The 23,380-nt window shown below is 64.1% G+C and carries 21 protein-coding genes and 1 pseudogene; 7 read left to right on the forward strand and 15 right to left on the reverse strand.

The genetic code is table 11. From position 1 onward, the window contains the following. Positions 1-17 precede the first annotated feature (17 nt). Complete coding sequence (gene recJ, locus IVA93_RS19765; protein ID WP_247297386.1) at positions 18-1,859, reverse strand: single-stranded-DNA-specific exonuclease RecJ; 1,842 nt, start codon at positions 1,857-1,859, stop codon at positions 18-20. A 277-nt stretch (positions 1,860-2,136) separates the two neighbouring features. On the opposite strand from recJ, the gene IVA93_RS19770 reads away from it, so the two are divergent. After that, on the forward strand, positions 2,137-3,213 hold the full coding sequence (locus IVA93_RS19770; protein WP_085385271.1) for a methyl-accepting chemotaxis protein: 1,077 nt from the start codon (positions 2,137-2,139) through the stop codon (positions 3,211-3,213). Between the two features lie 126 nt (positions 3,214-3,339). On the opposite strand, the gene IVA93_RS19775 is transcribed toward IVA93_RS19770, so the two are convergent. Next, positions 3,340-4,359 carry a helix-turn-helix domain-containing protein gene (locus IVA93_RS19775; protein ID WP_247368503.1) on the reverse strand — a complete coding sequence of 340 codons (1,020 nt, stop codon included), beginning with the start codon at positions 4,357-4,359 and terminating at the stop codon, positions 3,340-3,342. Between the two features lie 359 nt (positions 4,360-4,718). Between IVA93_RS19775 and IVA93_RS19780 the strand changes: the two are divergent. From IVA93_RS19780 to IVA93_RS19790, 3 genes and pseudogenes are all read left to right on the forward strand, one after another. Continuing rightward, positions 4,719-5,731, forward strand: a pseudogene (locus IVA93_RS19780) (formylglycine-generating enzyme family protein). Positions 5,732-5,965: 234 nt separating this feature from the next. Beyond that, positions 5,966-6,709 (forward strand): SDR family oxidoreductase, encoded by a 744-nt coding sequence (locus tag IVA93_RS19785; protein ID WP_018454412.1) that lies wholly within the window; start codon positions 5,966-5,968, stop codon positions 6,707-6,709. A 10-nt stretch (positions 6,710-6,719) separates the two neighbouring features. Then, positions 6,720-7,136, forward strand: coding sequence for a cupin domain-containing protein (locus tag IVA93_RS19790; RefSeq protein ID WP_018454413.1), 417 nt, complete (start codon positions 6,720-6,722; stop codon positions 7,134-7,136). A gap of 41 nt (positions 7,137-7,177) precedes the next feature. Here the strand turns inward: IVA93_RS19790 and IVA93_RS19795 are convergent, their stop codons facing one another. The 10 genes from IVA93_RS19795 to IVA93_RS19835 form a co-directional block, all read right to left on the reverse strand. After that, positions 7,178-8,176: a L,D-transpeptidase family protein gene (locus tag IVA93_RS19795; protein ID WP_018454414.1), complete on the reverse strand. Its 999-nt coding sequence runs from the start codon at positions 8,174-8,176 to the stop codon at positions 7,178-7,180. A 12-nt stretch (positions 8,177-8,188) separates the two neighbouring features. After that, entirely contained in the window at positions 8,189-9,250 is a 1,062-nt protein-coding gene (locus IVA93_RS19800) for a glycosyltransferase family 4 protein (protein WP_247789210.1), read from the reverse strand. 12 nt (positions 9,251-9,262) lie between these two features. Beyond that, positions 9,263-9,391 (reverse strand): hypothetical protein, encoded by a 129-nt coding sequence (locus IVA93_RS40790; protein WP_018454416.1) that lies wholly within the window; start codon positions 9,389-9,391, stop codon positions 9,263-9,265. Beyond that, the gene (locus IVA93_RS19805; protein WP_083926364.1) at positions 9,385-9,594 is read right to left on the reverse strand and encodes a hypothetical protein; all 210 of its coding nucleotides are present in this window, start codon (positions 9,592-9,594) and stop codon (positions 9,385-9,387) included. Before IVA93_RS19805 ends, IVA93_RS40790 begins: the two co-directional genes overlap by 7 nt. A 130-nt stretch (positions 9,595-9,724) precedes the next feature. Continuing rightward, a complete protein-coding gene (locus IVA93_RS19810) occupies positions 9,725-10,729 on the reverse strand; it encodes a 4-hydroxythreonine-4-phosphate dehydrogenase PdxA (RefSeq protein ID WP_247541562.1) in 1,005 nt (334 codons plus the stop codon). After that, positions 10,726-12,300 carry a tripartite tricarboxylate transporter permease gene (locus tag IVA93_RS19815; protein ID WP_204511111.1) on the reverse strand — a complete coding sequence of 525 codons (1,575 nt, stop codon included), beginning with the start codon at positions 12,298-12,300 and terminating at the stop codon, positions 10,726-10,728. The genes IVA93_RS19810 and IVA93_RS19815 overlap by 4 nt, the downstream gene beginning before the upstream one ends. A gap of 11 nt (positions 12,301-12,311) precedes the next feature. Then, positions 12,312-12,794: a tripartite tricarboxylate transporter TctB family protein gene (locus IVA93_RS19820; protein WP_247541561.1), complete on the reverse strand. Its 483-nt coding sequence runs from the start codon at positions 12,792-12,794 to the stop codon at positions 12,312-12,314. Positions 12,795-12,895: 101 nt separating this feature from the next. Continuing rightward, the gene (locus IVA93_RS19825; RefSeq protein WP_026232729.1) at positions 12,896-13,888 is read right to left on the reverse strand and encodes a Bug family tripartite tricarboxylate transporter substrate binding protein; all 993 of its coding nucleotides are present in this window, start codon (positions 13,886-13,888) and stop codon (positions 12,896-12,898) included. 52 nt (positions 13,889-13,940) lie between these two features. Next, positions 13,941-15,200, reverse strand: a complete 1,260-nt coding sequence (locus IVA93_RS19830) for a CaiB/BaiF CoA transferase family protein (RefSeq protein ID WP_204511108.1) — start codon at positions 15,198-15,200, stop codon at positions 13,941-13,943. A gap of 9 nt (positions 15,201-15,209) precedes the next feature. Next, positions 15,210-16,004 carry an enoyl-CoA hydratase/isomerase family protein gene (locus IVA93_RS19835; protein WP_018454422.1) on the reverse strand — a complete coding sequence of 265 codons (795 nt, stop codon included), beginning with the start codon at positions 16,002-16,004 and terminating at the stop codon, positions 15,210-15,212. Between the two features lie 118 nt (positions 16,005-16,122). Between IVA93_RS19835 and IVA93_RS19840 the strand changes: the two genes are divergently transcribed. The 3 genes from IVA93_RS19840 to IVA93_RS19850 all read left to right on the forward strand — a co-directional run bounded on the left by IVA93_RS19840 (position 16,123) and on the right by IVA93_RS19850 (position 20,064). After that, the gene (locus IVA93_RS19840; protein WP_018454423.1) at positions 16,123-16,788 is read left to right on the forward strand and encodes a GntR family transcriptional regulator; all 666 of its coding nucleotides are present in this window, start codon (positions 16,123-16,125) and stop codon (positions 16,786-16,788) included. A 309-nt stretch (positions 16,789-17,097) separates the two neighbouring features. Next, entirely contained in the window at positions 17,098-18,069 is a 972-nt protein-coding gene (locus tag IVA93_RS19845) for an MBL fold metallo-hydrolase (protein ID WP_247368512.1), read from the forward strand. Positions 18,070-18,243: 174 nt separating this feature from the next. Continuing rightward, positions 18,244-20,064, forward strand: a complete 1,821-nt coding sequence (locus tag IVA93_RS19850) for a peroxidase family protein (protein ID WP_247789211.1) — start codon at positions 18,244-18,246, stop codon at positions 20,062-20,064. 60 nt (positions 20,065-20,124) lie between these two features. Here IVA93_RS19850 and IVA93_RS19855 read toward each other — a convergent pair whose 3' ends face one another. From IVA93_RS19855 to IVA93_RS19865, 3 genes are all read right to left on the reverse strand, one after another. Beyond that, positions 20,125-20,844, reverse strand: coding sequence for a haloacid dehalogenase type II (locus IVA93_RS19855; protein WP_247368519.1), 720 nt, complete (start codon positions 20,842-20,844; stop codon positions 20,125-20,127). 125 nt (positions 20,845-20,969) lie between these two features. Then, entirely contained in the window at positions 20,970-21,971 is a 1,002-nt protein-coding gene (gene glpX / locus IVA93_RS19860) for a class II fructose-bisphosphatase (protein WP_018454427.1), read from the reverse strand. An 80-nt stretch (positions 21,972-22,051) separates the two neighbouring features. Beyond that, on the reverse strand, positions 22,052-23,368 hold the full coding sequence (locus tag IVA93_RS19865) for a homoserine dehydrogenase (protein WP_085353485.1): 1,317 nt from the start codon (positions 23,366-23,368) through the stop codon (positions 22,052-22,054). Between the last annotated feature and the right edge of the window lie 12 nt (positions 23,369-23,380).

Raw genomic sequence — 23,380 nt, forward strand, 5'->3', positions numbered from 1 at the left:
TTTGTTGTTTGCCGGGCCTATCTAATCATGGATGGTCCCTGATCGGGTAGCGCGACGTCGATGACGCGGAATTGCACACGCTCGGCGCCCTGATAGCGATCGACCGACAATGATCCCGCGACATGCAATTGCTGGCCGCGATTGGCAACGAGCGCGTTGCCGAGCTTCTGTCCGATCGAACGGAACGCGATGCCGTTGACGATGGCGCCGTCGCCCGACTTGAAGCGTAGCCTCAAATGTGCCTGTCCCACCTCGTCGGCATAGACGAGCTGGTGCGCCGGCAGCGCCAACACGACTTCCGGATTGCCGCTGCCGAAGGGACCCGCGCGGTTGAGCGTCGCTGCAAGCTCGGTCGTCACCGCGCGCGCGGAGACCGCGCCGTCGATGTAGAGCTCGTTGACGTGGCGCGCCTCGGCAACGTCGCGCCCCAACGCATTCTCGAGGTAGGCGCGAAACTCGGCGAGTTTTTCCTTCCGTAGCGTGACCCCCGCAGCCATCGCGTGGCCGCCCCCCTTCAGCAGAATGCCATCGGCGACCGCCTGCCGCACGGCCTTGCCGATATCGACGCCGGCAATCGAACGGCCGGAGCCGGTGCCGATGCCGCCGGGCTCCAGCGCGATCGCAAAGGCGGGCCGCGAGAACTTCTCCTTCAACCGGGACGCAACGAGACCGACCACGCCGGGATGCCAGCCTTCGGAGGCCGTGACGATCACGCCGATCTTGTCCTCGAGCCCGATCGAGGCGAGCGCCTCGGCTTCGGCCTGCGCTTCGGCCGCCTGCTCGATGACCCGGCGCTCGCTGTTGAGGCGGTCGAGTTCGGCGGCGATCCGCGCGGCCTCGACGCTGTCACCCTCCAAAAGCAGGCGCACGCCGAGATCGGCGCGGCCGATGCGACCGCCGGCATTGATGCGCGGCCCCAGCATGAAGCCGAGATGCCAGGCCTCCGGCGGGCCGTTGAGCCGCGCCACGTCCATCAGCGCTGTGTGGCCGACATGGTCGCGCCGCCGCATCGCGATCAGGCCCTTGGCGACGAACGCGCGGTTGAGACCGATCAGCGGCGCGACATCAGCAACCGTGCCGAGCGCGACGTGATGCAGCATGCCGAGCAGATCCGGCTCGGGCATCTCCGCATTCCAGAAGCCGCGCTGGCGTAATTCACGATTGACCGCGACCAGCGTCACCAGCACGAGGCCGACGGCGGCGAGATGGCCGAGGCCGGAGAGATCGTCGAGCCGGTTCGGATTGACCAGCGCGTCGACCTCCGGCAGCTCCGTGCCGGCCTGATGATGGTCGATCACGACGACGGACATGCCGATACGTTTTGCTTCGGCGAGCGGCTCGATGCTGGTGGTGCCGCAATCGACGGTGACGAGCAGCGTGGCGCCCTTTTCGGCCAGCGCGCGCACGGCTTCCGTGTTGGGCCCGTAGCCCTCGAAGATGCGGTCGGGAATGTGGATCAGCGGATCGAGCCCGCAATGCCGCAGATGCCAGGTCAGCAGCGCCGCCGAGGTCGCGCCGTCGACATCGTAGTCTCCGAAGATCGCGACCTTCTCGCCGTTCGCTGCGGCATCCGCGATCCGCTTCGCGGCGGCCTCCATCTCCGTCACCGTGAACGGGTCCGGCAGAAGCTTGCGGATGGTGGGATCGAGGAAATCTGCGACGGCGTCGCTGTCGACGCCGCGGCCTGCCAGCACCCGCGCCAGGAGCTCGGGCAGTTGGTGGCGCTGCACGATGGCAAGCGCTTTCGCCGCCCCGCGGGCATCCAGCCGGTCGCGCCAAAGCTTGTCGGTGAGCGAGCGCGCCACTCCCAGGAACGCCTGGGGCGCTTCGACGGGCAAGGCGGTAGCGGGCGGCGTCATGAACAGCTGTCGGTTTGAGGAACCTGGGAGCCGGAGGGATTGCATCGTCCGGCCGACGGACGATTGGCCCGCAATCCCTCGGGATTTGCAACGTCTGCGCGGCACAAAGCGGTGGATTGCCGCTTTGCTACCCGGACTGACTATCATTTGAGCATTCCGCAAAACAGCAAATTAAGCAGGCGTTAGGCGGAATCTTCGAAAAAGAATCGTATTCGATCTGTCAGTGATTGTTCCGGGTTCGTTGCAGATCAGACCTCATTGGCAAGGGAAGCCCCCGATGTCTGCTGCGCTGGGTCTCAAAGCCAAGCCGATCGCAAATGAACCCGCTAATGATGATTCCGACATCTCCGCGCTGATCAACCGCCTCACGGCGGAGGTCAACCAGATCGCGGTCGACAAGACCAAGGCGATCCAGCAGATCACCAACCAGATGAAGATGCTGGCGCTGAACGCGTTGATCGAAAGCTCGCGCGCCGGCGCGCAGGGCGCGGGCTTCGCGGTGGTGGCGCAGGAGGTCCGCGGCGTCGGCCAGCAGGTCGAGACTATCGCCCGCGAACTCGAAAGCCAGCTGACCAAGCGCACCGGCGACCTCGTCGCCTCGATCGACCGCATGAGCCAGCGCTCGCGCGGCGAGCGCATGGTCGACCTCTCGCTCAACGCCATCGAGCTGATCGACCGCAACCTCTATGAACGGACCTGCGACGTGCGCTGGTGGGCGACCGATTCCGCGCTGGTCGATTGCGCGGCCTCGCCCGACGCCGCGGCCGTGTCCCATGCCTCGCAGCGTCTCGGTGTGATCCTAGGAGCCTACACCGTCTATCTCGACCTCTGGCTCTGCGATCTCGACGGCAACGTCATCGCCAACGGCCGCGCCGACCGCTTTCGCGCTGTCGGCCAGAACGTCGCCCACACCAAATGGTTTCGCGAGGCCAAGACCCTGCGCTCCGGCGACGACTATGTCGCCGGCGACGTCGAGAACCAGCCGCTGCTCGGCAATGCCCAGGTCGCGACCTATTGCGCCAGCGTCCGCGCCGGCGGCCAGGCCAACGGCGCGCCGATCGGGGTGCTCGCCATCCATTTCGACTGGGAGGCGCAGGCCCGCGCCATCGTGCAAGGCGTGCGCGTTGGCGACAGCGACAAGGCGCGCGTGCTGCTGGTCGACTCCAATCTTCGCGTGATCGCCGCTTCCGACGGACAAGGCATTCTCAGCGAACGCATCTCGCTGTCGCTCAACGGCCAGCGTTCCGGCTTCTACCAGGACGGCTCGGGCACGCTGGTCGCGTTCCATGCGACGCCCGGCTACGAGACCTATCGCGGCCTGGGCTGGTACGGCGTGATCGTCTGCGGGGCCTGAAGCTGGAGGCGGCTCGCCTATCCAACTCAAAACCGTGAAAACAACCCCATACACGGTAGCCATCCGGTTGTTTTCATGACAGTTTTTTCGCCGTTTGACGCCTGCAAAACACTGGCATGCATGCCATCATGGCGTCGTTCGCGGTCCAGGCTCAAAGCGCGAGGCTCTGGCGATCTCGTCTTCGGCGGCCTGCACCGCCGCGATTCCGAGCGTTTGCGACGGACGCTCTCCGAACATTGCCAGGTAGTATTGCGAGAACCGGCCGAGTTCGTAAAAGCCCTGCTGCATGGCGACCGCTGTCACGGTGGTCGAGCCGGGTGCGCTCTGGTGCAGGATCGAATGAACAGCGCAAAGACGCTTGTGCCTGAGGAAGCTGACCGGGCCGAGACCGAATACCTCCTGAAACGCGCGGTGTAGGGTGCGCCGCGATACGCCGAGCGCCGCGCAAATTTCCGACACGTGCATCGGACGGGTGCCGGCGTCGTCGAGAAACTCCTCGACCTTGCGGATCAGCCGTCGCGCGGAAGGGAGCCAGCCATTGCCGTCGGGTGGCAGCGACGACGCGACGTTGGCAGCCATGCATTCGGCGATCGATCGTTTCCAGAAATCGGCTGTTGATGGCGTCAGTCCGTATTTGTTGTCGCGCAGGTGCGACATGATCCGGACCAGGCGGCGCGAGGCGATCGCGCCGCTCTCGATGTCCGCGCGGAAATGACCGCGGCTGCGCCAGGTGTCAGGATCACTCAGCCGTGCTTTTCCGGCGAACAGCGTCGCGACCTCGTTGAGGTCGAACCGCATGGCGGCGTAAGCGGAGCCGCCGTGAAAAACACCGTCATGTTCGAGCAGCGGCGGAATGACGAGCACATCGTTGAGCTGCATGTCGAACGACCAGTGGGCGACGCGCTCTTCGGCCGCGAGTAGCATCCCGATGATCAGCTTGTCGTCGCTGGAAACCCGCTGCGTGCGCATGCCGACGTTGAACGCACCAATGCTGAGCGAGAAGTCGCCGACGCCGACATGGGACAACGTTCCGCGCAACCGACCGCGGCCGAGTTGCATCACATCGACATGCGAGCCGTGGACGGCCTGCTGAAGTCCTTCGAAACCGTCCAGCTTGCGCGAATCAACCAGGAGGACTTGCCCCATGGCTGTACCGTGTTACTGAAGCGCGACAATTCTGCGGCACGCGAGGCCTCACCAACTCCCCCGCAGACTGGCACAAACTGCACATCACAGCCGTCCAATCTTCGGGTACCGTTTGCAACCTTAGCGATATTGAGCGGACGCGCTTTGGGGATGGCAGAGCGCACGCGGCATGGATTTGCCGCGTGGTCGAAAACGTGCGTGCAAAAGAAAGAGATGTTGACGCAGCGTCCTCCTCTCCCCGAGTGCCAAAAAAATGGGGCTAGACAATGCGTCTAATGGGCCGGGCAGAGAGCTATCGTCGAAGTCTGCCAGGTTGGCGCAGTAGCATCAGGTGGACTACGAGCATCGGAGCTTCCACCATGTTGCGAGCAGATCTGGATCACTGCGAGTGGTTGCCGGATGATTTGAAGACCGGCGAGATGGTCTTCATTCCCGGCGGAACCTTTCGCATGGGATCCGACCATCATTATCCCGAGGAAGCGCCGAGCCATCGCGTTGCTGTCGACGGCTTCTGGATAGACCGCACGCCCGTGACCAACCGGCAGTTCAAGCAGTTCGTCGACGCAACCGGCCATGTCACCGAGGCGCAGATCGTTCCCGATCCGAAGGACTATCCGGGCGCGCTGGCAGAGATGCTCTACGCGGGATCGCGGGTGTTCTCACCGCTGCCGCGCATCACCGATCTCACCGACTGGAGCCAGTGGTGGACATTCCTGCGCGGCGCCAACTGGCGTCATCCCTATGGTCCTGGCAGCACATCGAGGATCTCGACGATCATCCCGTCGTCCACGTCTCCTTTAGCGATGCGGCAGCCTATGCCCACTGGGCCGGCAAGGGCCTGCCGACGGAGGCGGAATGGGAATTTGCGGCGCGTGGCGGCCTCGAGGCGGAGGAATACGCCTGGGGCGATGCGCTGATGCCGGGCGGCAAACACATGGCCAATATCTGGCAGGGCAACTTCCCCGTCCAGAATCTCGGCGAGGATGGGTACGAGCGTACCTCGCCGGTCATGGCCTTCCCGCCGAACGGCTACGGCCTCTACGACATGATCGGCAATGTCTGGGAGTGGACCTCCGACTGGTGGTCGTCAAAACACGCCGCCGACGCCGCAAAACCCTGCTGCATCCCCAAAAATCCCCGCGGCGGCGGTGAGCACACAAGCTACGACCCTCGCCTCCCCGACATCCAGATTCCGCTCACGGTCCTCAAGGGCGGCTCGCACCTCTGCGCGCCGAACTATTGCCGCCGATACCGCCCGGCCGCGCGGCACGCCGAGCCGGTCGATACCTCGACCAGCCATGTCGGGTTCCGCTGCGTAGTGCGATTGCCGTCTGTAACCGAACGCCGACACGAAGGACGTGCTGCAATCTAGCGCGCGCCGCTGGTGGTGGCTGGCGCCAGCGGTGCGCTCCGCGCGTCGGGCTATTTCGATATGCAACTTATCTATCGGCGATCGATAAACATCTTCATCATTTTTGGACAAGGCAGGCCGGTTACAGGCAAGAGCCTGCCCCATTTCCCCGGTAAGAGTCGCCTCATCGCATCGCGACGCGCGCGCCGTCGACCCTGAAACGCTCGCGCCCGCAACGTGCCGAGGAGATAGGCCATGAAGATCGTCGTGATCGGCGGGACCGGATTGATCGGATCCAAGCTGGTGGCGAAGCTCAAGCAGCAAGGCCACGACGCGGTCGCGGCTTCGCCGAAGTCGGGCGTGAACGCGGTGACCGGGGAAGGTCTCGCAGCAGTGCTGGCGGGCACCAATGTCGTCGTCGACGTTGCCAACGCGCCGTCCTGGGAGCCCGCGGCCGTGCTGGAATTCTTCGAGCGTTCGAGCAAAAACCTCGCTGCGACTGAGGCCGCAGCGGCCGTGAAGCATCATGTGGCGCTCTCGATCGTCGGAACCGAGCGCTCGCCCGATAACTCCTATTTTCGCGCCAAGCTGGCGCAGGAGACTATCATCAAGTCTTCGCCGGTCCCCTACTCGATCGTCCGCGCCACCCAGTTCTTCGAATTCCTCAGCGCCATTGCCGAGATGGGTGCGGCCGAGGGTGGGATCGTTGTTCCCTCGGCATTGTTTCAGCCCATCGCGGCCGAGGACGTGGCCGATCGCCTCGCAGAAGTCGCGATGAGCCCGCCGCTCAACGGCACGATCGATATCGCAGGACCTGAGAAGGCGCCCTTTGATGAATTCATCGCACGCCGCCTGAAGGCGTCCGGCGACCCCCGACCGGTGGTGGGAGACCCAAAGGCGCCGTACTACGGCGCTCCCATCGACGACACATCGCTGAACCCTCTCGGCGAGGCGCGGCTTGGCAAAACGCCGCTCGCAACATGGCTCGCGAGACTTTGAGGAGACCCCCATGCGCAGATTGCTCATCGCAACCGCTGTTTATGCCGCATCATTCCTGACAGCCCATGCCGCCGAGACGGCGACGCCCACGGCCAAGGTGACGGTCGTGTTCGACCAGGCGCTGCCCAATGTCCCGGGCAAGAGCATGAAGGGCGTACTGGTCGAGTATGGTCCCGGAGGCTCCTCGCCGGCCCACATCCACGCGCCCTCGGCTTTCATCTACGCCACCGTCCTGGAAGGAGCGATACGCAGTCAGGTCAATGACGGCCCGGCCAAGGTCTTTCACAAGGGCGAGAACTTCTCCGAAAAGCCCGGCGACCGCCATGCCGTCAGCGCCAATGCCAGCGAGACCGAACCCGCAAAATTGCTGGCCGTCTTCGTGGTGGATACGGCCGACAAGGAGCTGACGATGCCGATCCCGAAATAGCGCACAATCGGCGAGCGGCGTTGCCACCTCGAGGCGTTTGTTCATCCGGGGCTGCCCACGAATGCCACCGGCGTGCCCTTCGAGACACGCCCGGCGACGCGCTCGGCATCCCAATTGGTCAGACGCACGCAGCCGTGAGATTCCGCCTTGGAAATCTTCTCCGGCGAAGGCGTGCCGTGAATGCCGTAGCCCTCGGCAGACAGGTTGATCCAGACCGTGCCGACCGGATTGTTCGGGCCGGGCTTGATGGTGAAGGGCTTGCGGGAATGGACGCCCTTGAAGCGATAAGCGGGATTGTAGCGATAGTACGGATTTCGGCTGACTTCCGTGACCTTGAGCGTACCTGAGGGCGACGGCTTCTCTTCGCTGCCGACGGTCGCGGGATAAAATCCGATCAGCGCATTCGTTTTGTCGAACAGTTTTACGGTCTGCCTGATCTTGTCGACCTCGATCCTCTCGGCCTTGGTGGGGATGCCCTCGCCTGCGCCTGATGTGTCCACCACGACGATGGTGTCGCCGGCGCGATCGAAATGACGCCCGGAGTTGAGCGCGACCAGGAGCTGCTCGCTCATGTGAAATTTCTCGGCCAGGGCCTCGCGCGCACTGGTGAAGCCGAGCTTTGTAAGCTCCTTCATGTCCTCCATCCTCGACGGCAGCTTTTTCAGGAAAGGACCCGCCACGTCCTGCTCGGTGATGGCATAGGTCATCGTCACCGGCCGGTCGTCCGCCCGTAACGCGGTCCAGACATCGTCCGTCACGGCGTCCGAAACCGGCAGCTGCCGTGCTTCGGCATAGGCCCGCAACGCCTTTTTGGCGTTCTCGCCGAATCTGCCGTCGATCTCGCCGGGCGAGAAGTGCGCGCGGTCCAGCAGGACCTGCAACCGGACCCCCGCCGCGGTCGGCTTATCGTTCGACAGGGTTTTCTTCGACGGCTCGGCGACGTTGATGGCAGCGGCGTCGATCTCCGCGGCGAACGCCGGCGGCGCAGCCAGAGCGAAGACCAGAAAGATGCAAATCTGCCCCGCTTTTCCGAGCGACATCGGCTGCTCCTTTCACGTTTCCGACGGTTCAGTGATCAACTCCCGAGCCGCGGCGCCAGCGAGCCTGCGGTATTGGTGTTCGTAATGCCTCGCCATTCGGCTCGCAGAGAAGCGCTCCTCGAAGCGGGCGCGCACCTTCCTTCGATCCAGTTTTCCCAGTTCGCCGATCGCCTTGACGGCCTGCTCCTCGTTCTCGACGATGAAGCCGGTCAATCCATGTTCGATGACTTCGGGGACGGAGCCGGAGCGATAGGCGATCACGGGCGTTCCGCATGCCATCGCTTCGATCATGACCAGCCCAAACGGCTCCGGCCAATCGATCGGAAACAGCAGAGCAGCGGCTTCGGCAAGGAAGGGCTGTTTCTTCGCGTCATCGACTTCCCCAACAAGCCGGATATCCTTGCCGTCGACGTTCGGCTCGATGTGGTTCCTGAAGTAGGCCGTCTCGGCGCGCGGGACCTTCGCGGCGATATGGAGGGGCATCTGGACTGCGCGCGCGATACGGATGGCGTCCTGCGGACCCTTGTCTGCGGTGAGCCGCCCGAGAAACGCCAAATAGGACCCCGGTTCGTAGGACGGCCGAAACAGATCGGGCGGCAGCCCGTGCTGGATGGTTCCGATCCATTTCGCATCCGGAAGCGGCAGCCGCTGATGATCGGAAATCGACACGAAGCATGCTTCAGGGAAGTGCCTGACGACGTCGGGTAGCCCAGGCAAGTCGAGGCGACCGTGCATGGTCGTGAGGAACGGCACGCCGAGACGACTGAGCAACGGCAGGGACAGCCAGTCGACATGCGCGTGGATTACGTCGAATTCTTTCGCACGCCTTGCGATTGCCTCCATCAGCATCGCGCTTGCGGCGGTCGGGTCCGCCCCCTTCTGTCCGAGCCGCAGCGCGCGGGGCCAGACCGGATGAAGCGCACCATTCGTCCTGGAATCGCCGCTCGCAAACAGCGTGACTTCGTGGCCGAGCTCGACCAGCCCATCCACCAGCCAGGCCACCACCCGCTCGGTGCCCCCGTAGAGCTTCGGAGGGACGCTTTCGGCCAGGGGAGCAAGCTGAGCGATGCGCATGGCAGGCTACCGTCAAGCCGCCGCACGCACGATCAGCACGATCGCGGCGGACAGAAGGTTCGAAATCGCGAGCAGCGTCCAATTCGGCCTGGCACTTGCGGCCGCGACCCGGCAGACGAGCCCTTCCACGAGCCTTAACATTCGTCCTCGGGAAGCCGATCGAGGTAGGCAATCCCGAATCCCGTGAGTTCTTCGGCATCGCTCCCGCGCGCTTCCCATCTCCCTTGCAGATGACGCTCGAGCAGGCAGCGACGGCAATCTGCGGCATCGACGTGGCGATGCCGGGCGCGGTAAACGGACCAAGCAATATCCACCGCCGTTCGCAGCGGGTCGTCGTCTACCATGTTCCAACTCCGAGATGGAGACGTTCATGGGACAGCAACTCGTTACGACGGCGGAAGTTTCCACTTTTTCCCGGTGGGGCCCGAAGCTGCGCACGGCCACCGCGGGCACAAGCAGGCGCCCTCGGAGAAATCAGGCGACGCGACGAGCCGCCATCTCTCCGGCTAGCACCAGCGCGGCGCGGCTGGCCCCGATTGATGCAATGCCCTGCCCGGCAATGTCGTACGCGGTGCCGTGCGCGGGCGTGCAGATCGGGAACGGGAAGCCGCCAAGCAAAGTCACGCCACGATCAAAACCCATCAGCTTCATCGCGATCTGGCCCTGGTCGTGATACATCGTCAGCACCGCATCGAAGGCGCCGCCCTTGGCGCGCAGGAATACGGTGTCAGCGGGAAATGGCCCTTCCGCGGCAATACCATCGCGCTGGCCGGCGGCGACCACGGGCGCAATGATGTCGATCTCTTCGCGGCCGAAATTGCCGCCGTCACCGGCGTGCGGATTGAGCCCGGCCACCGCGATGCGCGGCCGCGCAAAGCCGGCGTTGCGCATGCAGGCATCGGTCAGCTTCAGCGCGCGATGGATGCGTTCGCCGGACAGTCGCGCGGCGACGTCCTTGAGCGGGATGTGGGACGTCACGCGGGCGTTCCACAGCCGGTCCAGCACATTGAACTCGCTTGCGGGGGTTTTGAGTCCGACCACTTCGGCGGAGAATGCGATCTCGTCGTCATACTCTGCGCGGGCCAGCCGCATCGCCTGCTTGTTGAACGGCGTAAAGCAGACGGCATCGACCCGGCCGTCGCGGCCGAGCTCGAGCGCATGCTTGTAGTTGGCAAGCGCGAACCTGCCGCCGGCAAGGCTCGCGATCCCCTGCTGGATGTCGCCGGGATCGGGATGGCCGAGATCGACGAACAGAGTCTCGCCCTCCGCCGCGCGCAGATCGGCTCCCTGCTCCACTGTTGTCAGCTCCGGCTCGACGCCGGCAACGCGCGCGCCCGCGTCGAAGATGCGGCGGTCGCCGATCACGACAATCTGGCTGCTGGCGCGGATATCGTCCTGCACCACGAGCTTTGCGGTCAATTCCGGGCTGATGCCGGCGGGATCTCCCATTGCCAATGCAATGAGCGGCTTTGCGGTCATATGATCACTTTCTCCCGAGCGGTCTCTTGAGCTCTCTCTTGCGTTCTCTCTTGGGCTGTCGTCTCGTCGGTGGACGGCGCAGGCTTGCGCAGCAGGCGCGCAAGCTGCAGCACGAGCGGAAGCAGCAAAAGTGCGATGCCGGCCACGATCAGGCATGTCACCAGCTTGTTGGCGAAGAAGATCCCGAGCGATCCCTTGGACATCAGCATCGACTGCCGGAACGCGTCCTCGGCCTTATCCCCGATGACGATCGCGAGCACGAGCGGCGCCAGCGGATAGAACAGCTTCTTGAAGAGATAGCCGACGATGCCGAAGCCGAGCATCATGACGACATCGAGATAGGAGTTCGATACCGAATAGGCGCCGACGACGCAGATGATCACGATCAGCGGCGCGATGATCACGAAGGGAATCCGCATCAGGGCCGCGAAGACCGGAACGGTCAGCAGCACGAGTGCGACGGCGACGATGTTGCCGACATACATCGAGGCAATCAGGCCCCAGACAAAGTCCTTCTGGTCGACGAACAGCATCGGCCCGGGATTGAGGCCCCAGATCATCAGCCCGCCCATCATGACGGCCGCAGTGGCCGAGCCGGGAATGCCGAGCGAGAGCATGGGCAGAAGCGCGCTAGTGCCAGCCGCATGATCGGCCGTCTCCGGCGAGATGATGCCTTCAAGCTCCCCGGTGCCGAAATATCGGCCACGGCGCGAGAAGCGCCGGGCGATGCCGTAGCTCATGAACGACGCCGCAGTCGGGCCACCGGGCGTGATCCCCATCCAGCATCCGATCGCCGCGCTGCGCAACAGCGCAACGCTATGCCGCGGCAGGCGACCGATCGCGCGAAACACCTCGCGCCACTCTATCTTCGACGAGACCGCGCGGGCATGAAACTCCTCTTCGACGGCCACGAGCAGCTCGCCTATGCCGAACAGGCCCATCACCGCGACGACGAAGTTGACGCCCTTGACCAGCTCGTCGACGCCCATGGTGAGGCGCACGCTGCCGGAGACGGTGTCGATGCCGATGGCGGCGATGGCAAAGCCGATCGCCAGCGCGACGACAGTCTTGATCGGAGCAGCCCCGCCCATGCCGACGAAGCTGGCGAAGGCAAGAAAATAGACCGCAAAATATTCCGCCGGCCCGAAGGCGAGTGCGACTTGCGCCACCCATGATGCGAGGAAGGTGATCAGGATGACGCCGATCAGCGCGCCGAATGCCGCCGAGCCGAAGGCGGTGGCGAGCGCCGTCGTCGGCCGTCCATCGCGCGCCATCGGGTAGCCGTCGAAGGTGGTGGCGACAGACGACGGCTCGCCCGGGATGTTGAACAGGATCGAGGTCACGGATCCCCCGAACAACGCGCCCCAATACATGCTGGAGAGCAGGATGATGGCAGAGACCGGCTGCATGCCGAAGGTCAGCGGCAGCAGCAGCGACACCCCGTTCGGAGCACCCAGCCCAGGCAGCACGCCGACGAGAATGCCGAGCAGCACGCCGATCACCATCAGCGCCAGATGCGGCAGCGTGATCGCGATGCTGAAGCCGTGAAGGAGTTCTCCGAGATTGTCCATCGGCCTCTCCCTCAGAAGCCGAACGCCGCGGCGAGCGCGCCGTGCGGCAAGCTCACCTGGAACATGCGCTCGAACACGACGTAGAGCGCAAGCGCTGTCGCCGCCGCCATGCCAAGCGCGCGCGGCACGGATTGTTGTCGGGGGATCGCCAGCACCGCGAAGATGTACAGGGCCGAGGCGACGTACATCCCGGCCAACGGGATCGCAGGCACGAAAATCGCGGCCGGCACGAACAGGCCGGCAAGCCGGCGCAGCTCGATCGATGTGATGGCAATTGGGACGCTGGCGAGCGTCGCGGCCGGCATGACACCTCGAAACAGGTTGTAGAGGCTCCCGAGCACGATGATGATCCCGGTCAGGAACGGAAACGTCCCGGCGTCCACGCCCGCGCTCGACCAGCCGATGCCGTTATCGAGGCTGGAAATGACGACCGCCACACCGAAGCTTCCGGTGAGAACGGCTGTCGCAAGTTCGAGAGCGCGGCGCGATATCATCGAGGGCTCCGGTCAGGCCACGTACAGTGTCCGATTATGGCGCACGTGTTTTCCCAGCGTTCGCTGTCGTTCCGGCGGAGGGGTTTGAGGCGTGCGCCGCCTCACTTGACCAACCAACCCTGCTCGCTCGCAACCAGCCTGACGCGCTCGAGATCCTCCTTGATGAACTTGTCGAACTCGGCACCGGTCAGGAACGTGTCGACCTGGGAGGTTTTCTCGATGTAGTCCTTCCAGTCCGGCGTCGCCTGCACCTTCTTCATCAGGTCAACATAGAACGCGGCCTGGTCCGGCGTGACCTTGCCGGGGAGCCACACTGTGCGCGGCTGCTCATACTGCTTGATGTCGAGGCCCTGCTCGACGCAGGTCGGAACATCACCCCAGCCTTCGGTCGCGGTGACCTTGGCGCCCTGCGGCAGCCGCTTCGGGCTGAAGACGCAAAGCGGGCGCTGGGTGGCGCCACGCCATTGCCCGAGACTCTCGCTGGGATTGTTGACGTGAGAGTCGAGGTGTCCGCCGGCGAGTTGCACGGCCGTCTCGGCGCCGCTCTTGAAGGGAATATAGGTCAGCTTGATGTGGCCGGCCTTCTCGATCATGCGGGTCAGCACCTCGTCGGTATCCTTTGACTGCGCGCCGCCCATCTTGAACTCGCCTGATGCGGCCGCCTTCAGATAATCGCCCGCCGTCTTGTAGGGCGCGTCCTGCTTGACCCAGAGCAGGAACTCGTCCTGCGCCATCGCCGCGATCGGGGTGAGATCGGTGTAGTTGAAAGCGACCTTGGAGACGAGCGGCTGCTGCCAGGCATTCGACGTGCCGAAGATCACCTTGTAGGGATCGCCGGCGGACGCCTTGCCGTAGACATAGCCTTCCGCGCCGCTGCCGCCGCCCTTGTTGACGACGACGATCGGCTGCTCCACCAGCTTGTGCTTGGTGATGATGTTCTGCACGGCGCGCGCGAGATTGTCCGTGCCGCCGCCGGGCCCGGCGGTCGCCACGAACTCGATCGGCTTTTGCGGCTGCCAGGCCGAGAGCGCCGGCGTCGTGCCGGCGAGCACAATTACGGCTGCGGAGAGCAGAAGTTTTGATGTCTGACCCATGATGTCCTCCAGCTTATTTTTGTCTCTTGTTCTTGTTGTTTTCGACGTCCGGTCAGGCGACCCGTTCCTCGCCTCTTCCCGATGCCAACACGATTGCGCCTTCTTGTTCGAGCGCGTCGATCTGCTTCCGGTCGAACCCATGCTCGGCCAGCACCTCGCTTGTATGCTCACCGTAGACCGGCGCGCCCGTGCGCACTTTGCCTGGGGTCTCCGAAAACTTGACCGGCAAGCCGATCGTCTTCACGGGCCCGAGCGTGGAATGCTCGACCTCGACAACCATCTCGCGCGCCAGCGTCTGCGGATCGCTGAGCGCCTCCAGCATGTCGTGCACGGGGCCGCACGGCACGCCCTTCTCGTCCAGTGCCGCCAGCCAGTGCGCGCGCGTGCGGGTGCGGAAGCGCTCGCTCAGAACAGCTTCGAGCTCCTTCAAATTGGCCATGCGGTCGGCGCCGGTGACGAAGCGTGGATCGGCTGCGAGCTCGCTTGCGCCGAGCGCCTCCAGCATCAACAGCCAATGCTTCTTGTTGGCGCCGCCGACCACCAACCAGCCGTCCGAGGCCTCGAACGCCTGATATGGCGCGTTGAGCGGATGCGCCGAACCCATGGCCCGCGGCGCGGTGCCCGCGGCCAGCGCGATGGTCGACTGCCAGTAGGTCTGCACCAGCGCGGCCTCATAGAGCGAGGTCTCGACCCACTGCCCTTCGCCGGTCTTGAGACGGTGCGTGTAGGCCGCGAGGATGCCCATGCTCGCCAGCAGGCCGGCGGTGATGTCGGACAGCGGCGGGCCGCATTTCACGGGCGGACCATCGGGACGTTCGCCGGTAAAGCTCATGATTCCGCTCATGGCCTGGGCGACCAGATCGAAGCCGCGGCGATGCTTGTAGGGTCCGGTGCGGCCGAAGCCAGACAGCGAGCAATAGATCAGCGTTGGATGCTGCTTGTGCAGGTCGTCATAGCCGAAGCCGAGGCGCTCCATGGCGCCCGGCGCAAAATTCTCGACCAGCACGTCGGCGCCCGCGATCAGCCGCCGCAACACCTGCTTGCCGCCATCGGTCTTCAGATCCAGCACGATGCCGCGCTTGTTGCGGTTCATCATCAGGAAGGAGGCCGCCTCGTCGCCGATCTTCGGCGGCACCGAATGGCGGGTGTCGTCACCGTTCGGCGATTTCTCGATCTTGATGACGTCGGCGCCCATATCGGCCAGCATCAAGGTGCAGGTCGGCCCTGCCATGACATGGGTGAGATCGATGACCTTGAGGCCGGCAAGCGGCCCCGAACGGCCGGAGGTTGATTGCGAGCGATCGCTTTGCATCGGGGCGTCCTATTGGCCGCGCCATTGCGGCGCGCGCTTGGTGAGGAAAGCATCGAGCCCTTCGCGAAAATCCTGGCTCGTGTAGCACATCAGGATGAGGTCTTCGCCCTCGTCGGGCGTCAGGCGCCTTTGCAGGCGCGCCACGGCCTGCTTGGTCGCATTCAGCGTCAGCGGCGCGTGGCTGGCGAGCAATTTGGCAACCTCGTCCGCGCGCCTTTCGAGCGCGGCGATATCCTCGACGACCTCGCCGAGCAGCCCGACACTGGCAGCCTCGGTCGCGTCGACGAGCCGCGCCGTGAAGATCAGATCCTTGACGCGGGCGGCGCCGATCAGCGCGGTGAGACGACTGACATTGGACATCGACAGGCAGTTGCCGAGCGTGCGGGCAATGGGAAAGCCGATTTTCGCGCTTTGGGTGCCGATGCGGAGGTCACATGCCGCGGCAATGCCCGCGCCGCCGCCGGTGCAGAACCCGTTGATCGCCGCGATCGTCGGCACGCGGCACTGTTCGAGCGTGGTCAGCACCCGATCGATGCGGTTCTCGTAGTCGATCGCGTCCTGCGGCGACTTGAAATCGCGGAACTGATTGATGTCGGTGCCCGCGGCAAACGCCTTGTCGCCGGCCCCGCGCAGCACCAGTACCTTGATCGCGTGATCGTCGTTGATCTCCTCGCAGATCGCGGCGAGCCGCTCATACATCGCGAAAGTGAAGGCGTTGCGCGCCTGCGGGCGGTTGAAGGTGATCCGCCCGATCCCGTCCTGGCGCTCGAAAACGAGGTCTTCCGCCTTCACCTGCTGGTCCATTTCCTCGATGTCCTTCTGCTTTTCTACATTTTTGAATGCAAAATGATCGATTTACAAGCCGGAACTTGCATTAATGCGTATATAGCTCCATTTTTGCATTCAAATGGACTTCAGACCCATGCTTCATGAGGAAGTCGTCGGCCGCATCCGGGCCATCCTGCTCGACGGCGAGATCCCGCCGGGCGCGCGGATTCCCGAGCGCGAACTGTGCGAGCGGCTGCAGATATCGCGCACGCCGCTCCGCGAGGCGCTCAAGGTGCTCGCCGCCGAAGGTCTCGTGCAACTCCTGCCGCATCGCGGCTCGCGTGCGGCAAAACTGACCGACAAGGATATGCGCGACCTGTTCGAGGTCTGCCAGGGCCTCGAGGCGCTCGCCGGCGAACTCGCCTGCGAACGCATCACCGATGCCGAGATCGACGCGATCGCTGCCGCGCACGCGGACATGGTGCGGCATTATCGCGAACGCGATCTGATCCAGTACTATCGCGGCAACCGCGCCATTCACGAAGCCATCGTCGTTGCGGCCGGAAACCCGGTGCTCGCGGGGCTGTATACGTCCGTGACCGCGCGCATCCGCCGCGCGCGCTATGTCACGCCGATGACGCCCGAACGCTGGGCGGTCGCCGTGAAGGAGCACGATGCCATCCTGAACGCACTGCAGAGGCGCGACGGCGTCGGCCTCGCCCATATCCTGCGAGCGCATTTGCGCCACAAGCGCGAAGAGGTTTTGCAGGCGGGCTTTGCCGAAACGGAAGGGAGCGAGCTCGCGCCGAGAATTGCGTGAGCCATAGGTCGCGGCGTACAAAGAATCTTGCGGTCACGCCGTATCGGGCGGCCAGCAGACACAATCACGACACAATCATTGATTGCTTTTGGCCGTACTGGCACGGATCGTGCTGACGAGGCTCGTCGGCAACGGACGTCTTTTGTCGCGCGCCGGAATTGCGCATCCAACTTCGACGAACCGAGATCATCGCCAAATCAATTCCACTTGCTCGCCTGCCTGAACCGGCGCAGCATTCGACCATCGGCGCGGGCCGAATGTAACGCGCAAGCAATTGCGCAAAACAAAAGACAAAAGCGGAGGAAACGCATGACAATCGATGTCTCACGTCGGTCCTTGTTGACCCTCGGGGCTGGCCTTGGTGCCAGCGCAATACTCGGCGGCAGCGCCTTGGCGCGCGCTCCCAAGCTCGGCACGCAGACGCCCTACTGGCACCGCTTCGTTCTCGGCGACGCCGAAGTCACCGTCGTGTCCGACGGACCGCTTCCCCTGGGCGATCCCTCGGGCACCTTCACCGGTGTTTCCAAGGAAGAGGTGAAGAAGATGCTCGTCGACAATTTCCTGTCGCCGGACAATGTCGTGCTCGAGCAGAACTCGCCGATCGTCAACACCGGCGACAAGCTCATCTTGTTCGATACCGGCATGGGCTCATCCAAGATGTTCGGCGCCACCACCGGTCGGCAGCAGAAGAGCATGACCGAGGCCGGCATTAAGCCCGGCGACATCGACGCCGTGGTTTGCTCGCATGCCCATATCGACCACATCGGCGGCATCGTGGACGACGGCGGAAAGCCGCTGTTTCCCAACGCGCAGATCTACATCTCGCAGACCGATTTCGACTTCTGGACCGACGAAGGCAAGCTCGGCAGCGCGGCCAAGGATTTCGTCGTTCACGCCCGCAAGAACCTGCTGCCGGTCCGCGACCGCATCGTGTTCTTCAAGGACGGCCAGGAATTTCTGCCTGGCGTGCAGGCAATCGCAGCGCCCGGTCATACCGTCGGCCACACCATCTTCATGGTCTCGTCGGCCGGCAAGTCCTTCGCCTTCCTTGGTGACCTGTCGCATCATCCCGTCCTGCTGCTCGAGCGGCCGCGGATGGAATTCTCCTACGACACGGACCCGAAGCAGGCGGCCGAGTCACGCGTAAAACTGCTGACCATGCTTGCTGCGAACAAGACGCCCGTGATGTCCTATCACTTCGCCTGGCCGGGCTATGGCCATGTCGCCAAGGCGGGTGAAGGATTCCACTATTATCCCGAACCGATGCAGATGACTTTGTAATCGCCGGACCTGGTCCGGGCGACGCACGCGCCGCCCGGACCATCCGAACGATCACCGCCGTCCGACTGGCCGGTAAAGAACTTCAAATTGCGTGATGCCTCCGGCGGCGTTGGCGAACATTACTTCCTAGTTGCAAGTTAAGTTCATTTCGCTCAATTGCGTTTGGGAGCGTCAATGTCCCGCGAGAACGATGGTTTTGTCTTCCATCGCGACCTGCTCCAATGGGTCCCGGATGTTATCTATCGGGCCGTCAACTTCTTTGTCACATGGGACAAACTGCCGACCCTGCTCGGAGCCGCCAATCTCTCGGCGTTCCGCGACCGGCTGCGGGAGCGCAATCTGCACCATACCGGCTACGGCACGACATCGCCTCGCTGGAACACGGGCAATGACCGGTGGCGTTCCGCCGACGGCTCGTTCAACAGCCTCGACCATCCGCGCATGGGGATGGCTGGCGCCCGGTTCGGACGCAATTTCGCGCTGTCCGAATGCGTACCGGACAGCCTGGACGACCTGCTCGAACCCAGTCCGCGCGTGATCTCGGAGGAATTGCTGGCGCGCCACGAATTTATTCCGGCGACCAGCCTCAATCTGCTGGCCGCCGCCTGGATCCAGTTCGAAACGCATAATTGGTTCAGCCATGGGGCCCCTAAGTCGGGAAACGAGTTCAAAATTCCGCTGACGCCAAACGACGAATGGCCTGCGGATGAGCGGATCGACGGCTGCATGAAGATCCGTCGGACCGTTTGCGACGGGACGCCACGTGAACCATGGCTCGGCGCGACCCCCACGTTCCGCAACCTCAACTCGCACTGGTGGGACGCCGGACAAATCTACGGCAGCGACCGCGCAAGGCAGATGCAGATCCGTTCCGGGGCAGATGGGAAGATCGCGGTCGGCGATGATGGGATGCTTCCAGCCGATCCGGTGCATCCCGGCGCCGATCTCACCGGCTTCAACGACAATTGGTGGGTGGGGCTCAGCCTGCTGCACAATCTCTTTGCACGCGAGCACAATGTCATCTGCGACGGCTTGAAGGCGCGGTATCCGACCTGGAAGGACGAGGAGCTATTCCAGCATGCGCGCCTGATCAACGCGGCCCTGATCGCCAAGATCCACACCGTCGATTGGACGCCAGGCATCCTCGGCCATCCCGCACTGGACTTCAGCATGCACGCCAACTGGTCGGGGATCCCGTGCCGGGTGCTGCGCGCCGTGCTCGGCAAGAACAGCGAAGCCGCCTTTGGCATCATCGGCTCTCCGACGGATCAGCACAGCGCGCCCTACGCGATGACCGAGGAATTCACCGCCGTGTACCGCCTGCACCCGTTGATCCCGGAAAACCTTGATGTACGGCGGCTCGATAGCACAGAGATTACCGCTAGCGACTTGGTCAAAATGCAGGGCCCCGCCTCCCGCAAGTTCATGCAGACTCACGGCTTCGCGAACCTGCTGTACTCGTTCGGCACCGCTCATCCCGGCGCCATTCGCCTCCACAATTTTCCCAACTTCCTGCGCCGGTTCACGAAAGACGGCCAGCCGCTGCTCGACGTGGCCGCGATCGACATCATGCGTGATCGCGAGCGCGGCGTGCCGCGCTACAACCGGTTTCGCGAGCTGGTCGGCAAGAAGCGGGTCAACACATTCGAAGAAATCACCAGCATCCCCGGTGCCGCCAGGAAGATGCGCGCGATCTACAAGGGCGACGTCGATCGCGTTGATCTGATGGTCGGATTATTGGCCGAAGACCTGCCGGACGGTTTCGGCTTCAGCGATACCGCCTTCCGCATTTTCATCCTGATGGCATCGCGGCGCCTGAAGAGCGACCGGTTCTTCACCGATGACTACCGGGCGGAAGTCTACACCAACTTCGGTCTGGACTGGATCCACAACAACGGAATGAAATCGGTGCTGCTGCGGCATATGCCGCAACTCGGACCGGCGCTCGAGGGCGTCAACAACGCCTTCGCCCCGTGGAACGTCCTGCGAGGCTGAGCCTTGGCCCATATGTTCAGCATTCCGGGCCTCGTCCGCCTCGGATGAGCGTCAGCCGCCCTAGCACCCGAGCTTGTCGGCGATCCCACCAAAATCCTTGGCGACGATGTCCCAATTGCCGGTGGCCTCGAAATCGACCTTCTGAAGCGGACCGTATTCGGTCGGCCGCGCCACGAAGGCCGTCTTCAGCCCGTTCTTCTGCGCGGCGGCGAGATCGCCGTTGTGGGCCGCGACCATCATCACCTGCTCCGGCTTGAGGCCGAGCAGGCGCGCGGCGCCGAGATAGGTTTCGGGATCGGGCTTGTAGTGCTCGAACAGCTCGGCCGACATGATGAGGTCCCAGGGAAGCCCTGCGAACTTCGCCATGTTGGTGAGCAGCGCGACATTGCCGTTCGACAGCGGCGAGATCACGAATTTCGTCTTCAGTCGGGTCAGGCCGGCGACGCTGTCGGGCCACGGGTGCAAGCGGTGCCACCCCTTGGTGAGGTGATCGAGATCGGCCTCGGTCAGGCCTGGAATCGAAAATTGCGCGACCAGTTTTTCGAGCGAGCGGCGATGCAGATCATCGAGCATGACGTAGCCGCGCTCGGGATGTTTGCGCACGTCATCCATCGAAGCCATGTACATGCCGCGCCAGCCGTCGACCAAGGCGGTCCAGTCGGCGCTGATGCCGCGGCCCTTCGCCCACCAGATGAAGTCGGTGATCAGGCTGGTGCGCCAGTCGACGACGGTGCCGAACACGTCGAAGACCAGGGCTTTGACGGCGGAGAGGTCGGACATGTGCGCTTCCTCTTTTTGTTGTTCGTCATTCGGGGACTCTCGTCAGAGCGGCCCCAGAATCCAGAGGTTATTGGCACGAGATTCCGGCCTCGACGCTGTCGCGCCGTCCTGAATGACGGCAGTCGTCAGTCGAGGTGGAATTTCGCCAGCTCGCGGTGCTCGGCCTTGATGTAGCGCACGGTGCCGGTGACGGAGCGCATCACCACCGTCTCGGTCTCGATCACGCCGTCCTTGCGGAATTTGACGCCCGACAGCAGCGAGCCCGTGGTGACGCCGGTGGCTGCGAACAGGCAGTCGCCGCGCGCCATGTCCTCGATGCCGTAGATCATCTTGGGATCGCTGACGCCCATCTTGGCGGCGCGCTCGCGCTTCTCGTCGGAGTCGAGGATGAGACGGCACTGCATCTGGCCGCCGATGCAGCGCAGCGCCACGGCCGCGAGCACGCCTTCCGGCGCGCCGCCGGTGCCGAGATACATGTCGACGCCGGTATTGTCGGGGTCGGCGCAGTGGATCACGCCGGCGACGTCGCCGTCGGTGATCAGGCGCACGGCGGCGCCAGTCGATCGCACGCTCTCGATGATGCTGGCATGGCGTGGCCGGTCGAGCACGAGAACGGTGATGCCGTCGGGCTTGACGCCCTTGGCCTTGGCGAGCCGGCGGACGTTTTCGGCCGGTGTCGCATCGAGCTCGACGACGCCCTTGTCGTAACCGGGACCGATCGCGAGCTTCTGCATGTAGACGTCGGGGGCGTGCAGCAGAGTACCGCCGTCGGCCATCGCCATGGTGGCGATCGAGCCCGGCATGTTCTTGGCGCACAGCGTGGTGCCTTCGAGCGGGTCGACCGCGATGTCGACCTGCGGGCCGGCGTTCATGCCGACCTTCTCGCCGATGAAGAGCATCGGCGCCTCGTCGCGTTCGCCCTCGCCGATGACGATGGTGCCCTCGATCGGGAGCTTGTTGAGCTCGCGCCGCATCGCGTCCACCGCGGCCTGGTCGGCCGCCTTCTCGTTGCCGTGCCCGCGCAGACGCGCCGAAGACACCGCCGCCCGCTCCGTCACACGCACGATCTCCAGCGTGAGAATGCGCTCGAGCAATGCTTGCGGCGGGACTGAAATATGGGTCGACATCGGCTCACTCCTTCGAAACAGTTTTGGACGGACATCTCCGCCGCATCAACTCGTAACACCCACAGTTCGTTCGAACCGTGTCAGTTCTTCTCGATCCTGATAACCTGCGGCCGTCCGCTGATCACCTTGTCCTTCTGCACGGCCGCGAGCGCACGGCGCACGGCGTCCTCATGCGTGGCATAGGTGATGAGAATGACAGGCACCGGGACCGCCTTGCCGTCTGCCGGCGCAGCGCCGCCATTGGGATGGCGCTGCACGATCGACTCGATTGAAATCTTCTGCTCGGCGAGCCGGGTCGCGATCGCAGCCGCGGTGCCCGGGAAATCGCGTGCCAGAAGGCGGATGTAGTAGCCGCCCTCGTGGCGCTCCATCGGCGCCTTCTTGGTGTCGCGCAGCTGCGAAATCGGCCGGCCGAACGGATTGGCGCGAATGCCGCGCGCAACGTCGGCGATGTCGGCGACGACGGCGGATGCGGTCGCGGCGCCACCGGCACCGGGGCCGACCAGCGTGATCGGCGGGATGCCCTCGCCATCGATCGTGACCGCGTTGGTGACACCCATCACCTGCGCTATCGAGGAGGATTTCGGAACCATGGTCGGATGCACGCGCTGCTCGATGCCCGTGGCGGTGCGAACCGCGACGCCGAGCAGCTTGAGCCGGTAACCGAGATCGTCAGCGGCACGGAGATCTTCCGGCGCGATGGAGGAGATACCTTCGACATACACCGCGCTTTGAGCAACTTTCGTGCCGAAAGCGAGGCTGGCGAGAATGGCGAGCTTTTGCGCGGTATCGTGGCCGTCGACGTCGAATGACGGATCGGCCTCGGCATAGCCGAGCCGTTGCGCGTCCTTCAGGCATTCGGCGAAGGACAGGCCCTCCTGCTCCATCCGGGTCAGGATGTAATTGCAGGTGCCGTTGAGGATGCCGTAGACCCGGTTGATGCCGGTTCCGGCAAGACCTTCGCGTAACGTCTTGATGACAGGGATCGCAGCGCCGACGGCTGCTTCGAAATTCAGCGCGCCGCCGTGCTTTTCGGCGGCCTTTGCCAGCTTGAGGCCGTGCTTTGCCAGCAACGCCTTGTTGGCGGTAACGACGGACTTGCCGGCGGCGAGCGCGGCCTCGACCGCCGCCAGCGCGGGATCGCCCGCGCCGCCCATCAGCTCGACGAAGCAGTCGATGCCCGGATGCGTGGCGAGGGCAAGCGGATCCTTGACCCATTCGATGCCGCGCAGATCGACGCCGCGCTTCTTCGCCTTCGAGCGTGCGGTGACGGCGACGACACGGATGCCACGGCCGCTGCGGCCGGCAAGCACCCGCGCCTGCGTTTCGATCAGACGGACAACTTCGGCGCCCACGGTGCCGAGCCCCGCTATGCCCACTTTCAGGGGTGCAACCATGATGCCTTGGAA

Origin of the sequence: Bradyrhizobium sp. 155 (genome assembly GCF_023101105.1) — a bacterium.
In the GTDB taxonomy this organism is placed as follows: domain Bacteria; phylum Pseudomonadota; class Alphaproteobacteria; order Rhizobiales; family Xanthobacteraceae; genus Bradyrhizobium; species Bradyrhizobium canariense_D.